Here is a 21,038-nt window from a genome sequence, read left to right as displayed (position 1 = left end):
GCTGAGATACGCCCATGCGGCGGTTCAGGCAAGGGGGTGCCGTGCCGCACCCGCCGTGCTATGTCCCTTGGCACAAGCTGGCCCATGAGGAACCCGATATGACCCACGCCCTGATCGTGATTGATGTGCAAAATGATTTCTGCCCCGGCGGAGCCCTTGCGGTGACAGACGGCGACGCCATCGTCGACGGGATCAACGCGCTGATGGGGCAGGCGGATGCGGTGGTTCTGACGCAGGACTGGCATCCGGCGGGGCATTCCTCCTTTGCGTCGTCCCATGCGGATATGGTGCCGTTCGAGGTGACGCAGATGCCCTATGGCGCGCAGGTGCTGTGGCCGGATCATTGTGTCCAAGGCAGCAACGGGGCCGCGTTCCACCCGCGGCTGGATCAAACCCGTGCCGATATGATCATTCGCAAAGGGTACAACCCCGCCATAGACAGCTATTCTGCCTTCTTCGAAAATGACCAGAAGACGCCTACCGGGCTTGAAGGGTATTTGCGGACACGCGGCATAACCAAGCTGACGATGGTAGGGCTGGCGCTTGATTTCTGCGTTAACTTTTCCGCCGTGGACGCGGCGAAGCTGGGCTTTGATGTCGAGGTCCGTTTGGACCTGTGTCGTGCAATTGACCTGGACGGGTCGCTTTCTGCCGCGCGCGAGGCGATGACGACGGCGGGGGTTACTCTGCGCTAAGCGGGGCGTCTTCGACGGGGGCGATGTTGAGGATATCCAGCGCATCCAGCCCGCCAAGCGTGGCATCCACCGCGACGGTCGCCAGAATGATCCCCATGACGCGGCTGATCACGCTGGCGCCCGTGGTCCCCATCAGGTGACCGATCCGCCCTGCGAGCAACAGAAGCACAAGCGTGAACAGCAGCACGACCACCAGCAGGCCCGCCGTGACCAGCTGGTCCGAGATCTGGTTGGTGTGGTTGTCCGTCAGGATCACAATCGCCAGCATCGCCCCCGGAGAGGCGATAGACGGCATGGCGAGCGGAAAGACCGCACCGGCGAGATGATCCCGCTCTGCTGCCTCGATTTCCTGTGTCGGTTTCGGGTCGCCGAAAATCATGCTGAGCGCGAAGAGGAACAGGATAATCCCGCCCGCGACCTGAAACGACCCTAGCCGCAGCCCAAGGTTCTCAAGCAGATATTGCCCGCCCACGAGGAACCCAAGCAAGACCAGACCGGCCACCAGTACGGCCCGCAGCGCAAAGCTTTTGTGCAGGTGTTGCGGGACGTTGGCTGTCGCGAAAAGAAAGACGGGAAGGCTGCCAATAGGGTCGATCACGACAAACAAGGTAATCAACTCTCGCAAGAGATTGGGCCATTCCAGCATCTAGCAGCGCTCCTTAGGGGGTTAAGCCGGTGGATTACCACAGGTTTTGCACTGTGTCAGCGGCAATTCCCTTGCCCGTACAAGATGGATGGGCCACAAACACACCGCCTAAGGGAGCTTTGAACATGGTCGACATTGCAAGCCGCGTCTGGAACCACAAGTGGAAGATCGACCCTATCGTGCGGTCCCTGATTGATACGGATTTCTATAAGCTGTTGATGTGCCAGTCGGTTTTTCGCAACAAGCCGGAAACACAGGTCACATTCAGCCTGATCAACCGTTCCAAACATATCCCGCTGGCCGATCTCATTGACGAAGGCGAGCTGCGCGAACAGCTAGATCACATCCGGTCGCTGTCACTCAGCCGCGGGGAAAGCACTTGGCTGCGTGGGAATACGTTCTACGGCAAGCGCCAGATGTTCCGACCCGACTTCATGGAGTGGTTCGAGGGCCTGCGCCTGCCGCCCTATCATCTTGAGCGGAAGGGCGACCAATACGAGCTGACATTCGAAGGGTCGTGGCCCGAAGTCATGCTGTGGGAGATCCCCGCCCTCGCCGTCCTGATGGAGCTGCGCAGCCGCGCCGTGTTGGACCGTATGGGCCGGTTCGAACTGCAGGTGCTCTATGCGCGCGGCATGACCCGTGTCTGGGAAAAGATCGAAGCCCTGCGGGAAACTCCTGATCTGTCCATCGCCGATTTCGGCACCCGTCGCCGCCATTCGTTCCTGTGGCAGGATTGGTGTGTGCAGGCCATGCAGGAAGGCTTGGGCGACGCCTTTACCGGCACGTCAAACTGCAAAATCGCCATGAGCCGAGAGGTAGAGGCGATCGGCACCAACGCGCATGAACTGCCGATGGTCTATGCCGCATTGGCCAAGGACGACGCCGCACTTGCGCAAGCGCCCTATGACGTTCTGCAAGACTGGCACGATGAACACGAAGGCAACCTGCGTATCATTCTGCCTGATACTTATGGCACGAAAGGCTTTCTGGATAACGCGCCCGACTGGCTGGCGGGCTGGACCGGTATCCGCGTCGACAGTGGTGATCCGGCGGTGGCGGCACAGACCGCGATCGACTGGTGGAAGTCCCGCGGTGAAGACCCCAGTGAAAAGCGGGTTATTTTCAGCGACGGTCTGGATGTCGCCAAGATCAAGGAATTGCATCAACAGTTCGCGGGCAAGGTCAAAGCCTCCTTTGGGTGGGGCACCTTGCTGACAAATGATTTCCGCGGGCTGGTGCCTGACGACGCGCTCGCCCCGTTTTCGTTGGTGTGCAAAGCGGTCAAGGCAAACGGCAGCCCGACGGTGAAGCTGTCGGATAACCCTAACAAAGCAATGGGCCCGCAGTCAGAGATTGACCGTTACAAACGTGTCTTTGGCGTCGGCGATCAAGCGGCTCAGAAAGTTATCGTCTGATCCGACGGCAAAAGGGGCCAGTGGTTTCCCACCGGCCCCTCTGCTTTATGCCGCCTGCGTGGGGTGCGGGGCATAACTGCAAATCGCTTAGCCGCGGTCGTCGACGATCAGGGTCAGACCGCCCATACCGTTACCGCGCACGGCCACGACCTCTTCCGAGGTGAAGCCTTCGGCTTCCAGCTCTGCGCTCAGGTCGGCATTGGCGTCAACAGAGGCGCGCATATCATCAACGGCCTCGGCTTGTGCGTCCAGCGCGTCGTCCAGCGCGGTTGTGGTCCCCTGTTTGGAGGCTTTCAGCTCCGACACGGTTACGACGTCCAGCTTGGCGTCGGCATCGAACGCATCAATTTCTGCTTGGGTCTGCGTGTCGGTTTCGGCACCGGCGCGCAATTCCTGGATCAACTGACCATAGTTTTCCTGCGCCGTGTCGCCGGTGTCGGTCACGGCACCCTTGGCTTGTTTCAGTGTGGAATCGGTGGATAGTGAACCGGATGCGCCAACGTCAGCGCTGATGCCCGAGCCTACGTCTGCTGCGCCGCCAACGGCACCATCAACAGAGGTTTGCGCCATCGCTGCGGTGGAAACGCCGGTGGCCATCAGGGTCGCGATCAGTGTTGTGGTCGTAAGTTTCATCTGAGTTCTCCTTAGATTTACTACCAGACATCGCTTGTATGTCTGCGAGGGGAACACCGGGCCGCGGCGATCCGTTCCGGCGCGGATTCGGCGCTCTGGCGGCGATTTGCCGATAGGGGGCGCATACCGGCAAAAAACGGCGAGATAGCGGTGCTGCGATAGAAGTGATGGAACGGGGGCGCAGGGCAGGCCCCGCGGCAGGCTATTCCGGCGGATCTACCCGCCCGCGCAGCGCCTTCACCTCGCCCCGCGTCTTTTTCGCCTTCAGCCGGCGTTTCTTCGAACCGAGCGTGGGGCGTGTCGGGATACGCTTTTTGGGCGGCTTCAACGCGGCGGTGATCAGTTCCTTCAGGCGCTCGCGGATAATCTCGCGGTTGCGGACCTGACTTCGGGTTTCGTCGCATTGCAGCACCAACGCGCCCTCGGTCGTCCAACGACGGCCCGCCAGTCTGCGCAGACGGTTTTTGACCGGCGTCGGAATAGAAGGGGAGGTCGCGGCCTCGAACCGCAGTTCCACGGCGCTTGAGACCTTGTTCACATTCTGACCGCCGGGCCCGGAGGCGCGCATGAAGCTTTCCGTCAGCTCCCAGTCCTGAATGGCAATCTCGTCCGTGATCCGCAGCATCAAACTCTCCTTCATGGCGACTATCGCATCGCGCAGACCCAAGGGAAAGGGGAACGCCCAGATACGAAAAGGGCCGCCCCGGTGCGGAGCGGCCCAATCGAAGGGTTTAAGGAGGTGGGATCGGTTAGATCGGCGATCCACCCGGGTTGTTTCAACCGTCAGGGGCTGCCCTAACGGGATACCTCCCAAGCTGTTCCGACACCTCGCTCCAATACCGTTCTTGACACTGGATCACCTCCTTTACATTTGTTGAACTCACTTGAAGACTGGCACAGTAATCTGAAAACGCAAAACGTTTTCTGCAGCCGTCCCGGTTCACAAAAGGGTGCCTATCAACTGCGGGTCAAAAGTTGTGCAGTGATGATGCGGAAGGGGATCAGGGCAATCAGCGCAATCCCGAGTTTCACAGACCAGTCTGCAACGGCCAGCGATACCCAAAGCGGCGCGAGCGGGCCGCTGCCGAGCAATGGCAACATTTCGGCCGCCCAGGACACATCGGTTGCAGGATGCAGGAACGACAGGACACCGGAAAATGAGATCGAGAAAAATAGCAACGTATCAAGCGTGCTGCTGACCAGCGTGCTAGCCAAAGGCGCACGCCACCACGTGCCATCGCGCAGCGCAGAGAAGATCGCAACATCGACCAATTGCGCCACGAGGAATGCCACACCGGACCCGATCGCGATGCGTAGGGTCACCAGCGGCCCGAATTCGCCCATGATCTGTGTCCCGATCAGCGAACAGACCAGCCCGACGACAAAGCCTACCAGCACGACACGGCGCGCGGCATCCTTGCCGTAGACGCGGTTCATCACGTCGGTGACCAGAAACGCCAGCGGATAGGTGAACGCGCCCCAGGTCAGCCATTGGCCAAAGAGGAACTGAACAAGAATGTTGGAGGCCACAACGATGGCAGCCATGGCAAGAATGCCGGGAAGGTAGGTGCGAGTCATATTTGAAACCGTTTTTTGCAAGGGTGCGGCGACTTGGCCTGCGGGGATCGCAGACGTCATGCGTTGTAGGGAAGGCGGGGCACCCGCGCAAGCTATTGCGTTATCGTCAGCTCGATCACCTGGGTTTCCTGCACGGAGAGGAAATTATCGTCTGATATCATCATCACCCGCGTGCGCCCGATGGCGTCGCGCCAAACGGTCAGCGCCTCTAGGTTGTCGTATCGCGCGGGCAGGGTTTGCAGCAGCGTCACCGCGCTGGCCTGATCCCCAGAGAGTTCGATCCGCCGCAGGCGCGTGCGAAACCCCAGCGGGGTGACCGTACGCTCGAGCAGATACAACCGCCCTTCGTCGTCGAAATCCGCACCCACGGGGACAAAGGGGCTGTCATTTTCGAGGTAGGCCGCGATGCGCCACGTGCCGTCTTGGTATTTGTACAGCGGGATCTGATCGCCACGGTTATCCTCGGGCAAGGCATAAAGCGCGCCCGTTGCATCAACGGCCAAAGCTTCAAATCCGGCGTTGTCGCGCAGCACTGCGCCCTCGGGCGGGGCGATGAATAGCAACGGGGTGCCGTCGGCAAGGTTGGTACGCGCGATGCGATGATCGCCTTCGTAGCTGATAAAGATGCTGCCATCCGGCGCAATCGCCAGACCTTCGGCGTCGGCCTCGGGTTTGTCCATCACCGCGCCGTTCTTATCGCGCAGCGCGACGGAATGGATGATCTCCATCCCCGTCAGCGTGCCAAGCGCGTCGCGCGACAGGACGGCCACGATGATCCGCCCGCGGTCACTGATCGCGGTCAGTTGTTTGCCATCCGCGCGCATTTCTACACCGGACAGGCCACCGAACCAGGGGGCGTCATGCTCCCACGTCAACTGCTGATGCTGCGCGATAGGGCCATTTGCACCCGCCGCAAAAGCAGCGGAGGCAAAGCCGAGGGCAAAAAGGATCTGTAGCAAACTTAGTTCGAATCCAGCACGGATTGGCATTGCGCTGGCAGGTCAGCAAGCAGCAGTTCGCGCTTTGGCTTGCGCTTGGGCGCATTGGGGTTTGGGGGGGGCGGGTTCAGGATATTCGCCTGCCACTGACGCGCATCGGCGCAGCCGTCGCCCGCAGGGGGCGGATCCTGGTTGACGCAGCCGGTCGCCCCTTTGGGGCAGCTTAGCCGAACGTGGAAATGATAGTGGTGCCCGTACCAAGGACGGATTTTGCGCAGCCAGCTGCGGTCGCCCTTTTCATCTGCACACATCTGCACCTTGGCCCCGGGGAAAACAAAGATGCGCGCCACGCGGGGGTCAGATGCCGCGGCCTTGAGCACCTGATGGTGCTGCGGGGTCCAGCTGCTGTTCACATAGGCACCGCTGGCCCGACGCATGGAGATAGAGGAAATACTTTCACGCTCTGCCCGGCTGAGAGACAGCGACTTGGGCGGAAGCATCCAGAAATCGGCGTCCAGACCCATCTGGTGGCTGGCGTGCCCTGTCAGCATCGGGCCGCCACGGGGCTGGCTGATATCGCCGACATACAGCCCTTCCCATCCGGGTTGCTGCGCGGCCTTCGCGCTGAGCGTTTTGATGTAATCGATCATCTCTGGGTGGCCCCAGTTGCGGTTGCGCGACAGGCGCATCGCTTGCCAGGTCGGCCCCGTTTCCGCCAGTTGTTGTGCCCCCGCGACACAGCCCTTTGAATAGCTGCCGTAAGCGGCGGAAGACTGCCGTGACCCGTCGGCTTTCGCGCCAAAAAGCTTCTTGGCCTGAATGTTGCTGCGCGCGCCCCCCGACGACCCGATGGTCGGCAGGATTTTGGACGCTTCCGCATTCGGCTTGGACGGTGACCCGCCGCAAGCCGCCAGCGTGAGGGCCAGCGCGGTACATGTGAGGATTCGTGTCAGGATCATTTCGCGAAATCTCCGTTCGGTTTCACCCAGACTAACAGAACCAGGCCGATGATGAACAGCCCTACGACAGGGGCGATCCCGATCCGTTGGCTGCCGGATACGTCGCTTGCGATGGCGATCAGGGCAGGGGCCAGAAACGAGGTCGCTTTGCCTGACAGCGCGTAAAGGCCAAACGCCTCTGTCATGCGGTCGGGGTTGCCCTGACGGGTCAGCATATTGCGCGACGATGCCTGTAGCGCCCCGCCCGCCGCCCCGATCAACGCACCAGCGATGTAAAAGGCGATGTCGGGCGCGGAGGATCCTTCGGCCAGCGTGATGCCCATAATCGAGTTGGGCGTCAGCGAGATGATCAGCACGGCCGTTGCAATCAGGATCAGACAGCATGTTACGATCACAGGCATCGGCCCGATCGCACGATCCACACGCCCGCCCACCCAGCAGAACACCGCGCCTGAGATCGCGGCAAGTATCCCGAAGACGCCGATATCAATAATGCTCCAGTTCAATACGCCAAGCGCGTATATCCCGCCGAATGTGTACATTCCGTTAAGCGCATCGCGGTAAAACATGGATGACCCCAAATAGGCCAGCAGCGACGGGTGGCGCGGCAGGTTCTTCAGCGTGACCCAAAGATCAGAAAGCCCTTGCCCCACGCGGTACCGCGCCGCGCCGGTCACCGGCGTATCGCGCACATACAGAAAGAAGGGGATCATGAAGACCGCGTACCAGATCGCGGTCAGCGGCCCGACGATGCGCGTATCGGCTTTGGTCGCGGGGTCCAGCCCCAAAAGCGGGCTCAGCCCCGCCATCGTGCGCCCATTGCTGCCCGCCTGAAACAACGCGATCATCACGATCAGCGCCACAACACCGCCGACATAGCCAAAGGCCCAGCCTGACCCCGACAGCCGCCCGCGCTCTCCCGGGTCGGGATGCAGCTCTGGCAGATAGGAGTTGGTGAAAATTGTCGCGAATTCCATCCCGATCAGGCCAATGCCAAAGAAGAAGAGCGCCCACAGGACCGAGAAATCTTGCGGCGCGGTCCACCACAGCGCGGCTGATCCCACCACATAAAGCCCCGAAAACAGCCAGATCCACGGCATCCGTTTACCCGATGAATCAGCCACCGCCCCAAGGGTCGGGGCCAGTATCGCGATCATGATCCCCGCAACCGTCAGCCCGTAGCCCCAATAGGCCTGTGCCTGCGCCTTGGCGGCATCCAGCGCCATGCCGCTATCCACCAGATTTGCCGTTGCTGTTTGCGCGAAATAGGGGCCGAAAATAAACGTCAGAAGAAGCGTGTTATAGGGTTGGCTGGCCCAGTCAAAGAAGTACCAGCCCCAGATTTTCTTGCGCGCTGACGTGGCTGCCATGACTGCTTTCTCCTGTTTTGAGGGACGGTAGTGCAGCAGCCCTACGCGGCGCAAGAGCGGTGTTGGGCGCAACGCTAGCGTGAACTGCCCATCAGTATGTCATAAGACATCTCAAAAGGGTCGCTTTTCAAATCCTTTTTGCCTACACAGGGTGCCAACGTTAAGAATGTTTTGGATAATTTTACGAGGCTCCGTATGTCGATGATCCGGCTTTTGTACTTCAGCACCGCAGTTCCTTCGGTCTCTAAGGCGGATGTTGCCGACATATTTACCGTCGCTGTGCGCGAGAATGAAAAACACGGTGTCACCGGTGCCTTGGCCTACAACGGACGCAACTTTTGTCAGGTGCTTGAGGGCGAAGAAGCCGCCATCCGCCAGTTGATCGAAAACATCCAGAAAGACAGTCGTCACAGCGGCTTCAAAATCCTCGATGAAAAGCCGATCGAGACCCGGCATTTCGCCGATTGGTCCATGCTTCAGGTCGATAGTCTGGATTTTTCTGTCGTCATCAACGCGATGCAAGCGTGATGTGATGCGATTTTACCAAGAGCGGCGGTGCCAAGGCGCTGCCGCTCTTGTTCTTTGATGTCAGCGCACCTACTTTCGCGCTGTGCAACGAAAGGCCCCCTTATGACATCCCTGTTTCAGATCCTGATGCTTCTGCTGAACATCGTTTGGTTCATCATCATCGCGCATGTCATCATGAGCTGGCTGATTAATTTTCAGGTTTTAAATCTTCGTCAACCTTTGGTGGCGCAAGTTTGGGATGGGCTGAATCGCTTGTTGGAGCCTGTTTATGGGCGGGTCCGCAGCTTTCTGCCGCAAATGGGCGGGCTTGATCTGGCACCGCTGGTCGTTCTGATCGCCGTTGCCGTTCTGCGTATCCTGCTGATCAACAACGCCGCGCTGTTCTACTGATCGGGTGGCTGCTGGGGCAAAGACCCCGCTGGACGCACGGGCAGGGATTGTTCCCCGCCCGCGACTATGAGATTCTGCAAACTGCAGGTTAGATACAGTTGGGTTTTTCATGTCAGGCGCTGCCACGCTACTTCGTGATGTCTTTGGATTTGACGGGTTCCGCCCCGGCCAGCAAGAGATCGTAGAGGCCGTTACCGCCGGCGAAAACACATTGGCCATCATGCCCACGGGTGGTGGTAAATCTCTTTGTTTCCAAATGCCTGCACTTTTGCGCGACGGGGTGACGGTGGTGATATCGCCGTTGATTGCCCTGATGCGCGATCAGGTCCGCGCGCTGCAAGAGCTTGGCGTCGGGGCGGGGGCGCTGACCTCTGGAAACACGCCAGAGGAAACCGATGCCGTGTGGGAAGGGCTTGAGGCCGGAACGCTCAAGCTGCTCTATATGGCCCCCGAACGGCTCGCTGCGGGGTCGGTTACGGGCATGCTCAAACGGGTTGGCGTATCGCTGATCGCCGTGGACGAGGCGCATTGCGTCAGTCAGTGGGGCCATGATTTCCGCCCCGATTACCTGCGCATCGGCGAATTGCGTCGTACGCTTGACGTTCCGCTGGCCGCGTTCACCGCAACGGCGGACACGGAAACCCAAGCCGAGATCGTTCAGAAACTATTCGACGGTGTCCCCCCGCGCGCCTTCCTGCGCGGGTTCGACCGGCCCAATATCCATCTGGCTTTTGCGGCCAAAAACGGGCCGCGCGCGCAGATACTGAACTTTGCGTCAGGGCGTAGGGGGCAGTCGGGCATCGTCTATTGCGGAACGCGGGCCAAGACCGAAGGGCTGGCCAAAGCGTTGCGCGACGACGGACATCTGGCACTGCATTATCATGGCGGGATGGAGGCGGACGACCGCCGCACCGCCGAACGCCGTTTCCAGCAGGAAGACGGGCTGATTGTGGTGGCGACAGTGGCCTTTGGCATGGGCATCGACAAGCCGGATATCCGCTGGGTGGCCCACGCCGATCTGCCGAAATCCATCGAAGCCTACTATCAAGAAATCGGGCGGGCGGGTCGCGATGGTGCGCCGGCCGAGACGCTGACGTTGTTCGGCCCTGATGATATCCGTTTGCGCCGCAGCCAGATCGACGAAGGGCTCGCCCCGCCCGAACGGCGCGCCGCTGATCATGCACGGCTGAACGCGCTGCTGGGGCTGGCCGAAGCATTGGCGTGTCGCCGTGCGAACCTGTTGAAATACTTTGATGAAACCGATGTCACCTGTGGCAATTGCGACCTTTGCGATACACCTGTCGATGTGTTTGACGGGACCACCGCCGTGCGCAAGGCGCTGTCGGCGATGCTGCGCACCGAGGAATGGTTTGGCGCAGGTCATCTGATCGATATCCTGTTGGGCAATGAAACCGATAAAATCCGTGAACGCGGGCACAGCGATTTACCGACCTATGGCGTGGGCAAGGAATATGACAAACGCGAATGGCAGGCGGTGTTCCGGCAAATGATGGGGCACGATCTGGTGCGCCCCGATGCCGCACGTCACGGTGCGCTGCGCATGACCGATGCCGCATTGCCAATTCTGCGCGGTGAGGCGTCGATCTCTCTGCGTCGGGACAGTATCCGCGCCGCCGCATCGCAGCGCCGTCCTGCGGTCAAGGCGATGGTCAGCGACGAGGATGCGCCGCTGCTCTCTGCGCTCAAGGCGAAACGACGCGGGCTTGCAGAAGCCGCCAAAGTGCCCGCCTATATCATCTTTAACGACCGCACCCTGATCGAGATGGCCGAGCAACGCCCGGATACACTGGACGCTATGGCCCGTATCGGCGGGGTGGGGGCCAAAAAGCTCGAGAATTTTGGCGATGCGTTTCTAGAGGTGATCAACGGGGCCGCCGCCGAGATGCACCCGACGCGGCGCAAGCTGGCGGGGCGCGCGGCAGGATCGGTGTTCGATCAACTCCGCGAAGTGCAAACCACCTTGTCTCGTGGGGCGGATGGCGGCGAAAAACCGTTGAGCTGCTCGACCTCGCTGCTGGCAAAAGTGGCGCAGCTGCACGCGCCGAACCTTGATGCCATCGAACGCATTTTGGGCGAGAAACGCACCGAAAGGTTTGGCCCCGCATTTCTGGACGTATTGCAACAAGCGGGCTAGCTCTTGCTGCGACCAAAAAAGGAAAATCCATGCTGACCGTTATCTCTCCCGCCAAGAAAATGGACTGGACCCCGCGCGACATCGCTATGACGACGCCCGACCTGCAGGAAGATGCAGTCGCCTTGGTCAAGGTGGCCCGCGGGCTGAGCGTTGGTGATCTGCAATCATTGATGCACCTGAGCGAGAAACTGGCCAAGCTGAACCGCGACCGTTTCGCCGCGTTCGAGGAAAATCCGTCCCCCGATGTTGTGCGCCCCGCTGCCTTTGCCTTTGCTGGTGACACCTATCAGGGGCTGGAAGCGACCAGCCTGGACCCTGATGAACTGGACTATGCCCAAGATCACCTGCGCATTCTGTCGGGACTTTATGGTGTGCTGCGTCCCTTGGATGCCATTCAGGCCTACCGGCTTGAGATGGGCAGCCGATTGAAAACGCCGCAGGGCAAATCGCTGTACGACTATTGGGGCGCGCGTCTGTCCGAAGCGTTGAACGAACAGGCGGAACAGACGAACAGCAAGGCGTTGATGAATTGTGCCAGTCAGGAATACTTCGGCGCGGTCGACCTTAAGGCGTTGGTGCCGACGGTTGTGACACCACAGTTCATGGAAGATAAATCGGACGGCAAAGGGCCCAAGATTGTAAGCTTTTACGCAAAGAAAGCCCGCGGCGCGATGGCGCGTTTCGTGGTGCAGAACCGGCTTACCGACGCCGAGGCGATCAAGGATTTCGATATCGGCGGGTACGCATGGCAGAAAGAGCTGTCGACGCCGGAAAAACCTGTATTTGTAAGGCCCTATCCCACCAGCTGACCCTCCAGCGGGAAAGCCGCGTTGGGGCAGTAACGGTTAAGGAGCGCCACAAGCTCCGCCTTGCGCAAGGGTTTGGTGAGGAAATGATCCAGCCCGGCGGCGAGTATTCTTTCCTTTTCGTCCTGAATGGCATGCGCTGTCAGCGCGACAATCGGGCAACTGCTTGCCCCGCCTTCCAGCGCGCGAATGGCGGCGGCGGCGTCTTTTCCATTCATCTTGGGCATAGAAATGTCCATGAACACCAGATCGGGCCGGAAGGTTTCAAACAGCGCAACTGCCTCTTGCCCGTTAGTGGCAAGTTGCAGGTCGATGTTCAGCCGTTGCAGCATCTTTCGAAGTACCAGACGATTGGTCTTATTGTCCTCGGCCGCCAAGACCCGCATCGGACGGGTACCAACAGGCACCGGCTGCATCGTTGACACCTCGGCCAGTAGCTCGGTGACGCTGATCGGGTTCTTCATGATCCGGCGCACGCTCGTATCATCCATACTATCGCGGATTTTGTCGGGTGTCTGACTGTACAGGATTACCTGGGTCGCGGGGGCGGTGACGCGCACCGCGCGGGCAAATTCGATCCCGTCCATATCGGGCAACGTGTCGTCTACAAGCAGCAGATCGACGCTACTGTCCAGTGCGGCCAGCCCTGCTTCACCGGTGCCACAGGAAGTCACGCGCACACCGATATGTTCCAGATTGCGCTGCAAGATCGATCGGCAGATCGTTTCCCTTTCGACAATCAGGACATGGCGCAGGAATGGGGGTGGCTTAAGCGGCGGCGCGGCACTGTCTTCTTGGGCCTTCAGGGGCAGTTCGAAGCCGAAGCACGACCCAACCCCATGCTCTGACGTGACCCAAATCTCGCCCCCCATCAGTTGTACCAGACGTTGGCAGATGGCGAGCCCCAGTCCCGTCCCCTCTGCATTGGGGCTGGGGTCACTGCTGGCTTGGGTGAATTCCCCCATGATATGTTCAATCATGTCCGGCGCGATGCCGATGCCCGTATCCTCGATAGAGATTTTGATCAGTACGTTGCCAGAGCCCGCGTCGGGCAGCCCCGTGGCGCGGATCAGGATATGCCCGTTTTGCGTAAACTTAACAGCATTTCCCACCAGGTTGGTAAGCACTTGCCTAATGCGCCCTGCATCGCCGACCAGCTTGCGCGGCAGGAACAGGTCGTAATCCAGCGCGAGGTCCAGCCCCTTTTGCACCGCAAGGGGCTGTAAAAGCAGCAGTACCTCTTGGAAGACACGTTCCAGATCAAAGGGGGCGGGGTGGATGCTCAGTCGGTTTGCCTCGATGCGCGAGAAATCAAGAACGTCGTTGATGATGACCAGCAACGCTTCGCCAGAGGTCTTTATGGTGTCGACATATAGGCGTTGGTCTTGGGTCAGCGCGGTATCGCCAAGCACCTCCGTCATGCCTACGATCCCGTTCATCGGTGTGCGGATCTCGTGGCTCATCTTGGCAAGGAAAAGGGATTTCGCGCTGTTGGCTGCCTCGGCCGTGGCGCGGGCATCGACAAGCTTGCGTTGGTATTCCACGGTTTCGGTAATGTCGCGGGCGAGTGATACGATATCGCCGCCTTTTCCCCTTTGATCGACAATCTTGATATATGCGCCATTCCAGAGCTTTATGATGATGGGTGCCGGGGCCTTTTGCTGCGATCGCAGAAGCATCTTGGCGCGCCATTCCTCTGGCGTGCGGCGCCCGATGTTTACGATCCCTTCATCGGTGAGCACGCGAAGGATGGTAGAATAGCTGACACCCGGACAGATGGCATCAATACCGTCGAACACGGCCAGATAAGACCGATTGGCCATGATCATTTCATTGTCTTTGTTGAAAAAGGCAAAGCCGTCGTGGATGGTTTCGACCGAATGCCACAGCCGGCGTTGGGTTAGTTCGATCTGTTCCCGCGCGGCACATAGATCGGACATCACCCGTTTGTTTTCGCCGCGGATGTTTTCAACCTCCGCCCGTGTTTCAGAAATCTCGACAGAGACATTTTGCGCGTGGTCATCCAGCTTGCGGTAAGCGGCACAAAGCTCTGCCTGGGTTTGTTCAAGCAGCGCTTCCACCTCTGCGCGGCGGCGTTGTTCATGGGCAAGCTGGTCAGCTGGTTTCATCCAAAGCTCCGAATCCCTCCTATCGGGGGGATCATGGGGGGCTTGGGGTGAACAACTGCTTAAGCGGTGCGTGATTTATCGGGCGGTGGCGTTGTTTTTAAGGTTAACGCCGCCCTTCGCGCAGCCATGCTGCAAGGATCAGGGCACTGCCCAGCAACAGGACGAGCCACGCGGGCAGGATCGGCATCTGTCGCACGTCACGTGTTTCATAGGCGTTGCGAGGGGTCAGCCCGATCCATCCACGTCCGGCTGCAGGGCGCCCGACACGTATGTCGCGGAGGCGGGGCAGGCCGTCTTCGATCCGCGCGACACCACCGCGCAGGGGTGCAAGCACGGGGGCGAGGGTTTCGTCGCTGGCAATCGTTTCCACAAATTCCCGCGGGGCGGCGGGGCCCAAACCGATCACCGCGCTTTGGTCGCCATTTTCCAGCCGGTAAAGACCAATCTCGGGGCCTTCGTAAACCCCTTCGAACACACCCGGCGCTGCTGGCGAAAGCGTGATCTCTGCCGTGCTGCCATCGGGGTTGGTCAGGGTGACAGGCGGGATGTCGTCCCCCAGCGTGCGACGGGTGATGCGCATGGTCTGGCCTTCGGCTGTGGCGGTCAGGGCCTCTTCCTCAAGCTCGGGTTCTTTCATCATCCAGTGGGCCAACCGTCGCAACAGCTCTAGTTGCGGGCCGCCACCTTCATAGCCACGGTTCCACAGCCACGCATGATCAGACGCCATGAGCGCAACGCGCCCTTCTTCCACACGGTTCAGGATCAGCAGCGGCCGGTCATCTTCGCCGGTCATCACCACATGGCCCAAGGGGTCGGCCACGTCGATCTGCCGCAGCCAGCGTCCCCATGTTTCCTGTTCGGGCAAGCCGCTGGTCACCGGATGGCGGTGCCCCAGCTCGGACACCAGCGGGCGGTAGGGCTGTTCGATCACCCGCGCGGTCGGCGTGGCGGGCAAGACCTCTCCGAGGGGGGAGCGGTAGATGCTGTCGGCGCTCGCGAAATCCGCCCCGGCAGCGACCAGCACAGCACCCCCGCCGCGCACATAATTCGCGACGTTTTCAAGATATAGCGACGGCAGGATGCCGCGGCGTTTGTAGCGGTCAAAGATGATCAGATCGAAATCCTCGATCTTTTCCATGAACAACTCGCGGGTGGGAAAGGCGATCAGCGAAAGTTCGTCCACCGGCACGCCATCCTGTTTTTCCGGCGGTCGCAGGATTGTGAAATGCACCAGATCGACAGAGCTGTCGGATTTCAGCAAATTGCGCCACGTACGCCCGCCCTGATGCGGCTCCCCGCTGACGAGAAGCACCCGCAGGCGGTCGCGCACCCCGTTGATCTGGATCAGCGCGGCATTGTTGCGGTCGGTCAGCTCTCCTTCGGCCTCGGGCAGCGAGAACCGGATCACATTGCGCCCGCCGTGGGGCAGGGTGACGGGAAGTTCCAGATCTTGCCCCACGGGGACGCGGAAGGTCTGCGGCGGCTCCCCATCGACCGAGATTTCAAGCGGGGCCAGCGCGTCTTTTTCCGGGGCGGCCCCAAGGTCGTCGATGCGCAGGGTCAGGGTCACGGGTTCGCCGATGATGGCAAAGGCAGGGGCGTTGCGGACGGACAGGCGGCGATCCCAATCGCTTTGCTTTCCGGTCATCAACAGATGCATCGGTGCGGGCAGATCGACTGGCAGGTCGGCGTCGTGAATGCGCCCGTCGCTGAGCGCAAGGATGCCTGCGATCCGGGCGCGCGGCTCTTCGGCAAGCACCTCTGACAGGGCGGTCATCAGCTGCGTGCCGCTATCGCCCTCCCCATCGGGCACGGTCACGCGGCGCAGTTCCGTATTCTCGCGCGCGGTGATCTGAGCCGCCAACGTCTCTGCAGCGGCGGCGGTTTGTGCGGGCCGGTCTGCGAGGGATTGGCTGGCGCTTTCGTCTTCCAGCATCACGACGATATCGGTGAGCGGCGCGCGGTCTTCCTGCTGCACGGAGGGGCCAGAAAGCGCCGCCAGAACGACGAGCATCGCCGCCCCCCGCAGCGCCCAGCCTTGCAACCCACGCAGCACCGCCAAGGCAACGGCCACCAGCGCCAGTGCGGCAACGCCCCATAACATCGGCAGCGGGATCAGCGGGTCGAAGATGATGGTTGATGTCATTGGCCCAACCTGTCCAGCAGCGCAGGCACATGCACCTGATCGGATTTATAGTTGCCGGTCAGCACATGCATGACCAGATTGACGCCGAAGCGGTAGGCCAGCTCGCGCTGACGTTCCCCAGCGAAACCGCGCCCGATGGGCACCATCGGCGCGCCGTTCGACGACACCGCCCAGGCCGCAGCCCAGTCATTGCCACCGATGACAACCGGGCTCACCCCGTCATTCAGATTGCGGAACGGCATCCCCTCTACCTGTTCGGCATCGGGGGGCGATGCCTCTACCCACAGATCGCGTCCGCTGTGCCGTCCGGGGAAGTCCTGCAGCAGATAGAACGTGCGGGTCAGCACGTGATCCGCTGGCAAGGGTTCAAGCGGGGGAATGTCCAGCGGCGCGGCGAGGTCTTGTAGCTTGCGCCCATTGGGACTGGCGGCCCCGAAGCCCGCGATATTCGCATCACGTGTGTCGAACAGGATCATCCCGCCGGAGCGCAGATAGTCGTTCAGCTTGCGATAGGCCGTATCCGAAGGGCGGGGCTGATCGGGGGTGATGGGCCAGTAAAGCATAGGGAAGAAGGCAAGCTCATCCCGCTCCAGATCCACACCGATGGGGTTGGCAGGTTCGACCGAGGTGCGGAAATAAAGCGTATCCGACAACCCGCGCAATCCGGCATCCGACATCTCGTCAACCGACGCGTTGCTGGTGATCACATAGGCCAGCGTCATCTCCGCCGTGGCATTCAGGGCAAAGCTGTCGTCCGCCTGCGCGTCGGCCTGCGTCGGTGCATAGATCAGCGCCGCAAGGATCAGCCCTGCGGCATTGCTGTGCCTGAGCAGCCGCCCGGACAGGGACAGCGACGCGATGACATCAGCGAGCAACAGTAGGATCGACAGGGACAACAGCCAACCAGCAAGCGGCTGTTCATCGGCCACATCAAGCCCACGTACTGGCACATCCGCTGGCCATGCCGCGGGGGTCAATGTGGTATCTGCAACCACCACATTGCGCGCAATGCGCCGATCGCCAGAGGCATAGACCCCCGGTTGCAGGTCTGGGCCCGCAGGCGCGGCCATCAGATCAGCCCCGTCCACACCGGGCAGCGTACCCGCGTCAGATAATGTGCCAAACCCGTCCATCACGCGCACGGGCGTCCACGTCGTGCCTTGTAGGTCCGAAGCCTCGATACCGGCGGAAGATGAAGAAATCGCTAACCGTTCCATCATCTGCACAAACAGCCCCGACAGTGGCAACGTCGACCACTCGGCCGTGGCTGTCACGTGAAACAATACGATCTGCCCCTGTCCCACCTGCTTGCGGGTGACCAGCGGGGTGCCATCGCTTAGCGACGCGATCACACGCTCTGCCAGTGTCGGGTCGGGCTGCGCGACGACCTGGGCCGAGACGGTCACATCCTGCGGTATCTCCAACCCGTAAAACGGAGAGGATTCGCGGAAGCTGTCCAGCGTTTTCGGGGCGCCCCAGCTCATTGCGCCGCCGACACTGCGGCCACCGGCACGCAGGCGCACAGGCATCAGCGGGTCTTCGGTATCTCGGCTGATGTCGCTGGCAGCGATGCGTGGACCGGCGAAACGCACCAACATGCCACCGGCTTCGATCCAGTCGATCAAGGGGGCCTGCTCTGCCTCCGATAGGGTCGCGATATCGGCCAGCACGATCACATCTGGGTTTGCGGGCAGCACATCGCCAATCCCCCCCTCAATCAGATCGGCGGCGGGGGCCAATGCCTGTTCGATGTAGTGCAGGGGGGACAGCAGCTCCAGCCCTTCGCGGCTTTCGCGTCCGGCGATCAGCCCAACCTCGCGCCGCCGCAACGCATCATCCACCAGCGTCGTCGCCCCGGCGGAGCGTTGGCCCGCGATGTCGAAACGCGTGATCCGCGCGCGCAGCTCTGCGGGCAGGGACAGGGCCGCGCTGGCCTGCGTTGATTCTGCTTCGAATGTGGCCGGAACGCTGGCGAGGACGCGGATATTGCCCGCGGGATCACGGCCCTGCGCAGTGATGGTCACCGACCGCTCGGCACCAGCGAGGGCGCGCTTGGCGGTCAGGGTAATCGCCCCGTCCTCATAGGTCGCGGGGGCCAGTGCCAGTACGTCTGCACCAGTCTGATAGACCTCGACGCTGCCCTTGCCCTGAAGCGCATCAAGCATCGCGTCGCGCCCGGCATAGGCTAGCCCGTCGCTGAACCACAGGGTATCGAAACCGCCAAGCGTGTCCGCGATCTCTATCGCGCGGTCAATGTCGGCGGGGGCGGGCTGCCAAGGGGCGGGATCAAACCCGGCCAGGCGGCTGCGCCATGCGTCAGCGGATTGAAAGGCGGGTGCTTCTGGTCGGGTAAGGGTCAGAAAACCGACAGTGCGTCCAGCGCGTGCCGCACGGGTCAACTGCGCCTCTAGCGCTTCGGTTTGCTGCGGCCAACGTGTGGCTCCCGCCCACGACCCGTCGAGCACGATCAGCAGCGGGCCGGTACCTTGGGTCTGTTCCTCTTGCGGGTTCAGGATCGGTCCGGCCAGCCCGATGATCAACGCGGCCACCGCCAGCATGCGCAGCAGCAGCAACCACCACGGCGTGCGGTCCGACACGCTTTCATCATCGCTCAGCCCAAGCAGCAGCGCCACGCCGGGAAAGCGGCGTCGGATCGGCGCAGGTGGCACCGCGCGCAGGATCAGCCACAGGATCGGCAGCGCCAGAAGCGCCAACAGCATCCACGGCGCGGTAAAGCCGATGCCCCCTAGAACGGTCATGCTGCCCCCCCGCTGCGCGTATCCAGCGCCGCATAGAGCCACAAAAGCGCCGATTGTGCGGTGCTGTCGGTGTGGTGCAGCCCGTACTGCCAGCCGGTCAGGGCACAAAGATGCCGCAGCTCTGCCTTGCGCGCGGCGAGCCGTTCCAGATAGCGGTCTTTCAGGTCGTTCGCTTTCAAGGTCTCGTGGCGCAGCGTGCCGCCGACGCTTTCAAAGATGGTGCGGCCGGTGAAGGGGAAGGCCTCCTCCGAGGGGTCCAGCACATGATATAACACGCCGCGCACCCCGCGGTCCGCCGCTTTGGTCAGCGCGGTGGTCACCCCCGCAAGATCACCCATGAAGTCAGAGATGAACACAGCCCGTGCATGGGGGATCATGGCGCGATGTTCCGGCGGGGCGTAGTCGGCGGCGTCGTCCTGACACAGGGCTTCGGCAAGGCGCAGGAACTGCGGCCTGCCGGATCGCGGGGGCAGGGCGCTGCCGGTCAGCCCGACCCGTTCACCGCCCCGTTGCAGCAGGATCGCCAGCGCCAACCCGATCAGCCGCGCGCGGTCGCCCTTCTGTTCCAACGCAGCCGTCGAGGCAAAGCGCATGGACGCCCCCTGATCGACCCAAAGCATGACCGACTGCGCGATCTGCCATTCGCGTTCGCGCACGAACTCATGGTCCCCCATTGCCGAACGCCGGTGATCGATGCTGCGACGGCTATCCCCGGCCTGTGCCGGACGGTATTGCCAGAAATCATCCCCCACCCCTGCGCGTCGACGCCCATGGGCCCCCAGCAGGACTGCACCGGCCAGATGCTCTGCACGGGCCAGCAGCGCGGGCAAACGCGCGGCTTGCTCCTCTGATCGGATGCGAAGGGTGTCGGGGCTGTTCACGCCGCGGCCTTTTTCCCGATCAGGCTGGCAGCGGTTGTGTCAATCAGCGCGGATAGGCTGTCGCCACGAGCGCGCGCCGCGAAGTTCAGCGCCATACGGTGCAGCAACACAGGACGGGCCATATCGATGACATCCTCCGCGGACGGTGCCAGACGCCCCTGCAACAAAGCGCGCGCCCGCACCGTCAGCATCAACGCTTGCGCGGCGCGTGGGCCGGGGCCCCACGCCACGGTATCGCGCACTTGCGGGCTGGCATCAGGCCCGTCAGGGCGGAAGGCGCGGACCAGATCAAGGATCAGCTCGACCACCGATTCACCCACAGGCATCTGCCGCAGCAGCGTTTGCGCGGCCAGCAGCTCTGCCGTGGTAAAGACGGCTGTGGCCTGCGCATCGGCATCCCCTGTGGTGGCCAGCAGAATATCCCGCTCTGTCTCCCGGTCGGGGTAGGCCACGTCGATCTGCACCAAAAAGCGGTCAAGCTGGGCCTCGGGCAGCGGGTAGGTGCCTTCCTGCTCAATGGGGTTCTGGGTGGCGAGTACGTGAAACGGATGCCCCAAGGCGCGGTCCTGTCCGGCGACGGTCACGGTCTTTTCCTGCATCGCCTGCAGCAAAGCCGACTGGGTGCGCGGCGAGGCGCGGTTGATCTCGTCCGCCATCAGCAACTGGCAAAAGATCGGCCCCTCGACAAAGCGGAACGCGCGGGTGCCATCGGCGGCGGTGTCCAGCACCTCTGACCCCAGAATATCGGCAGGCATCAAATCGGGCGTGAACTGGACCCGATTGCCATCCAGCCCCATTACCGTGCTCAGCGTTTCGACCAGCCGCGTCTTGCCCAGACCCGGCAGACCGATCAGCAGCCCGTGGCCCCCGCAGAGCAGCGCTGTCAGCGTCAGATCAACGACCCGTTGCTGCCCGATGAAACGCCGGTTGATCGACGCCTTCGCCTCGGCCAGCTTTTCGCCAAGCGTCTCGATTTCTGCTACCATATCGCGGGCTTGGGTCATGAC

The 21,038-nt window shown here is 61.5% G+C and carries 18 protein-coding genes; 6 read left to right on the top strand and 12 right to left on the bottom strand.

Going from position 1 to position 21,038, the window contains the following annotated elements:
* The first annotated feature begins 98 nt into the window (after positions 1 to 98).
* Positions 99 to 695, top strand: a complete 597-nt coding sequence (pncA, locus tag AADW22_RS01170) for a bifunctional nicotinamidase/pyrazinamidase (RefSeq protein WP_180829228.1) — start codon at positions 99 to 101, stop codon at positions 693 to 695.
* On the opposite strand, the gene AADW22_RS01165 is transcribed toward pncA, so the two are convergent.
* Positions 682 to 1,341 (bottom strand): MarC family protein, encoded by a 660-nt coding sequence (locus AADW22_RS01165; protein ID WP_005850509.1) that lies wholly within the window; start codon positions 1,339 to 1,341, stop codon positions 682 to 684. The two genes, pncA and AADW22_RS01165, sit on opposite strands and share 14 nt — an antisense overlap.
* A 125-nt stretch (positions 1,342 to 1,466) precedes the next feature.
* Here AADW22_RS01165 and pncB point away from each other — a divergent pair, with 125 nt between their 5' ends.
* Positions 1,467 to 2,759: a nicotinate phosphoribosyltransferase gene (gene pncB / locus AADW22_RS01160; RefSeq protein ID WP_407474083.1), complete on the top strand. Its 1,293-nt coding sequence runs from the start codon at positions 1,467 to 1,469 to the stop codon at positions 2,757 to 2,759.
* A gap of 87 nt (positions 2,760 to 2,846) precedes the next feature.
* Here the strand turns inward: pncB and AADW22_RS01155 are convergent, their stop codons facing one another.
* The 6 genes from AADW22_RS01155 to AADW22_RS01130 all read right to left on the bottom strand — a co-directional run bounded on the left by AADW22_RS01155 (position 2,847) and on the right by AADW22_RS01130 (position 8,237).
* A complete protein-coding gene (locus tag AADW22_RS01155; RefSeq protein ID WP_037942593.1) occupies positions 2,847 to 3,392 on the bottom strand; it encodes a hypothetical protein in 546 nt (181 codons plus the stop codon).
* Positions 3,393 to 3,594: 202 nt separating this feature from the next.
* Positions 3,595 to 4,017, bottom strand: coding sequence for an alternative ribosome rescue aminoacyl-tRNA hydrolase ArfB (gene arfB, locus AADW22_RS01150; RefSeq protein WP_005850506.1), 423 nt, complete (start codon positions 4,015 to 4,017; stop codon positions 3,595 to 3,597).
* Positions 4,018 to 4,349: 332 nt separating this feature from the next.
* A complete protein-coding gene (locus AADW22_RS01145) occupies positions 4,350 to 4,970 on the bottom strand; it encodes a queuosine precursor transporter (RefSeq protein ID WP_037942876.1) in 621 nt (206 codons plus the stop codon).
* A gap of 92 nt (positions 4,971 to 5,062) precedes the next feature.
* Positions 5,063 to 5,929, bottom strand: coding sequence for an esterase-like activity of phytase family protein (locus tag AADW22_RS01140; RefSeq protein WP_407474082.1), 867 nt, complete (start codon positions 5,927 to 5,929; stop codon positions 5,063 to 5,065).
* A gap of 2 nt (positions 5,930 to 5,931) precedes the next feature.
* Complete coding sequence (mepA, locus tag AADW22_RS01135) at positions 5,932 to 6,867, bottom strand: penicillin-insensitive murein endopeptidase (protein WP_005850503.1); 936 nt, start codon at positions 6,865 to 6,867, stop codon at positions 5,932 to 5,934.
* Positions 6,864 to 8,237: an MFS transporter gene (locus tag AADW22_RS01130; protein WP_132997581.1), complete on the bottom strand. Its 1,374-nt coding sequence runs from the start codon at positions 8,235 to 8,237 to the stop codon at positions 6,864 to 6,866. Before AADW22_RS01130 ends, mepA begins: the two co-directional genes overlap by 4 nt.
* A 201-nt stretch (positions 8,238 to 8,438) precedes the next feature.
* Here AADW22_RS01130 and AADW22_RS01125 point away from each other — a divergent pair, with 201 nt between their 5' ends.
* The 4 genes from AADW22_RS01125 (at position 8,439) to yaaA (ending at position 12,119) form a co-directional block, all read left to right on the top strand.
* A complete protein-coding gene (locus tag AADW22_RS01125; RefSeq protein WP_235183734.1) occupies positions 8,439 to 8,765 on the top strand; it encodes a BLUF domain-containing protein in 327 nt (108 codons plus the stop codon).
* A 102-nt stretch (positions 8,766 to 8,867) separates the two neighbouring features.
* Positions 8,868 to 9,155 (top strand): YggT family protein, encoded by a 288-nt coding sequence (locus tag AADW22_RS01120; RefSeq protein ID WP_005850500.1) that lies wholly within the window; start codon positions 8,868 to 8,870, stop codon positions 9,153 to 9,155.
* A 109-nt stretch (positions 9,156 to 9,264) separates the two neighbouring features.
* Positions 9,265 to 11,310, top strand: coding sequence for a DNA helicase RecQ (recQ, locus tag AADW22_RS01115; RefSeq protein WP_168592338.1), 2,046 nt, complete (start codon positions 9,265 to 9,267; stop codon positions 11,308 to 11,310).
* 29 nt (positions 11,311 to 11,339) lie between these two features.
* Positions 11,340 to 12,119, top strand: coding sequence for a peroxide stress protein YaaA (gene yaaA / locus AADW22_RS01110; RefSeq protein WP_407474081.1), 780 nt, complete (start codon positions 11,340 to 11,342; stop codon positions 12,117 to 12,119).
* Here the strand turns inward: yaaA and AADW22_RS01105 are convergent.
* The 5 genes from AADW22_RS01105 to AADW22_RS01085 all read right to left on the bottom strand — a co-directional run bounded on the left by AADW22_RS01105 (position 12,104) and on the right by AADW22_RS01085 (position 21,035).
* Positions 12,104 to 14,245 (bottom strand): response regulator, encoded by a 2,142-nt coding sequence (locus tag AADW22_RS01105; protein WP_407474080.1) that lies wholly within the window; start codon positions 14,243 to 14,245, stop codon positions 12,104 to 12,106. The two genes, yaaA and AADW22_RS01105, sit on opposite strands and share 16 nt — an antisense overlap.
* A 103-nt stretch (positions 14,246 to 14,348) precedes the next feature.
* Positions 14,349 to 16,391, bottom strand: coding sequence for a hypothetical protein (locus tag AADW22_RS01100; RefSeq protein ID WP_407474079.1), 2,043 nt, complete (start codon positions 16,389 to 16,391; stop codon positions 14,349 to 14,351).
* Positions 16,388 to 19,150: a DUF4159 domain-containing protein gene (locus AADW22_RS01095; RefSeq protein WP_407474078.1), complete on the bottom strand. Its 2,763-nt coding sequence runs from the start codon at positions 19,148 to 19,150 to the stop codon at positions 16,388 to 16,390. Before AADW22_RS01095 ends, AADW22_RS01100 begins: the two co-directional genes overlap by 4 nt.
* The gene (locus AADW22_RS01090; RefSeq protein ID WP_407474077.1) at positions 19,147 to 20,031 is read right to left on the bottom strand and encodes a DUF58 domain-containing protein; all 885 of its coding nucleotides are present in this window, start codon (positions 20,029 to 20,031) and stop codon (positions 19,147 to 19,149) included. The genes AADW22_RS01095 and AADW22_RS01090 overlap by 4 nt, the downstream gene beginning before the upstream one ends.
* Positions 20,028 to 21,035, bottom strand: coding sequence for an AAA family ATPase (locus AADW22_RS01085; protein ID WP_407474076.1), 1,008 nt, complete (start codon positions 21,033 to 21,035; stop codon positions 20,028 to 20,030). Before AADW22_RS01085 ends, AADW22_RS01090 begins: the two co-directional genes overlap by 4 nt.
* Positions 21,036 to 21,038 lie beyond the last annotated feature (3 nt).

The organism is Sulfitobacter sp. PM12 (assembly GCF_045586035.1).
Classification (GTDB): Bacteria; Pseudomonadota; Alphaproteobacteria; order Rhodobacterales; family Rhodobacteraceae; genus Sulfitobacter; species Sulfitobacter pontiacus.
Note: the sequence above shows the minus strand (reverse complement) of the source record. Positions and strands in the feature narration are given on the sequence as shown.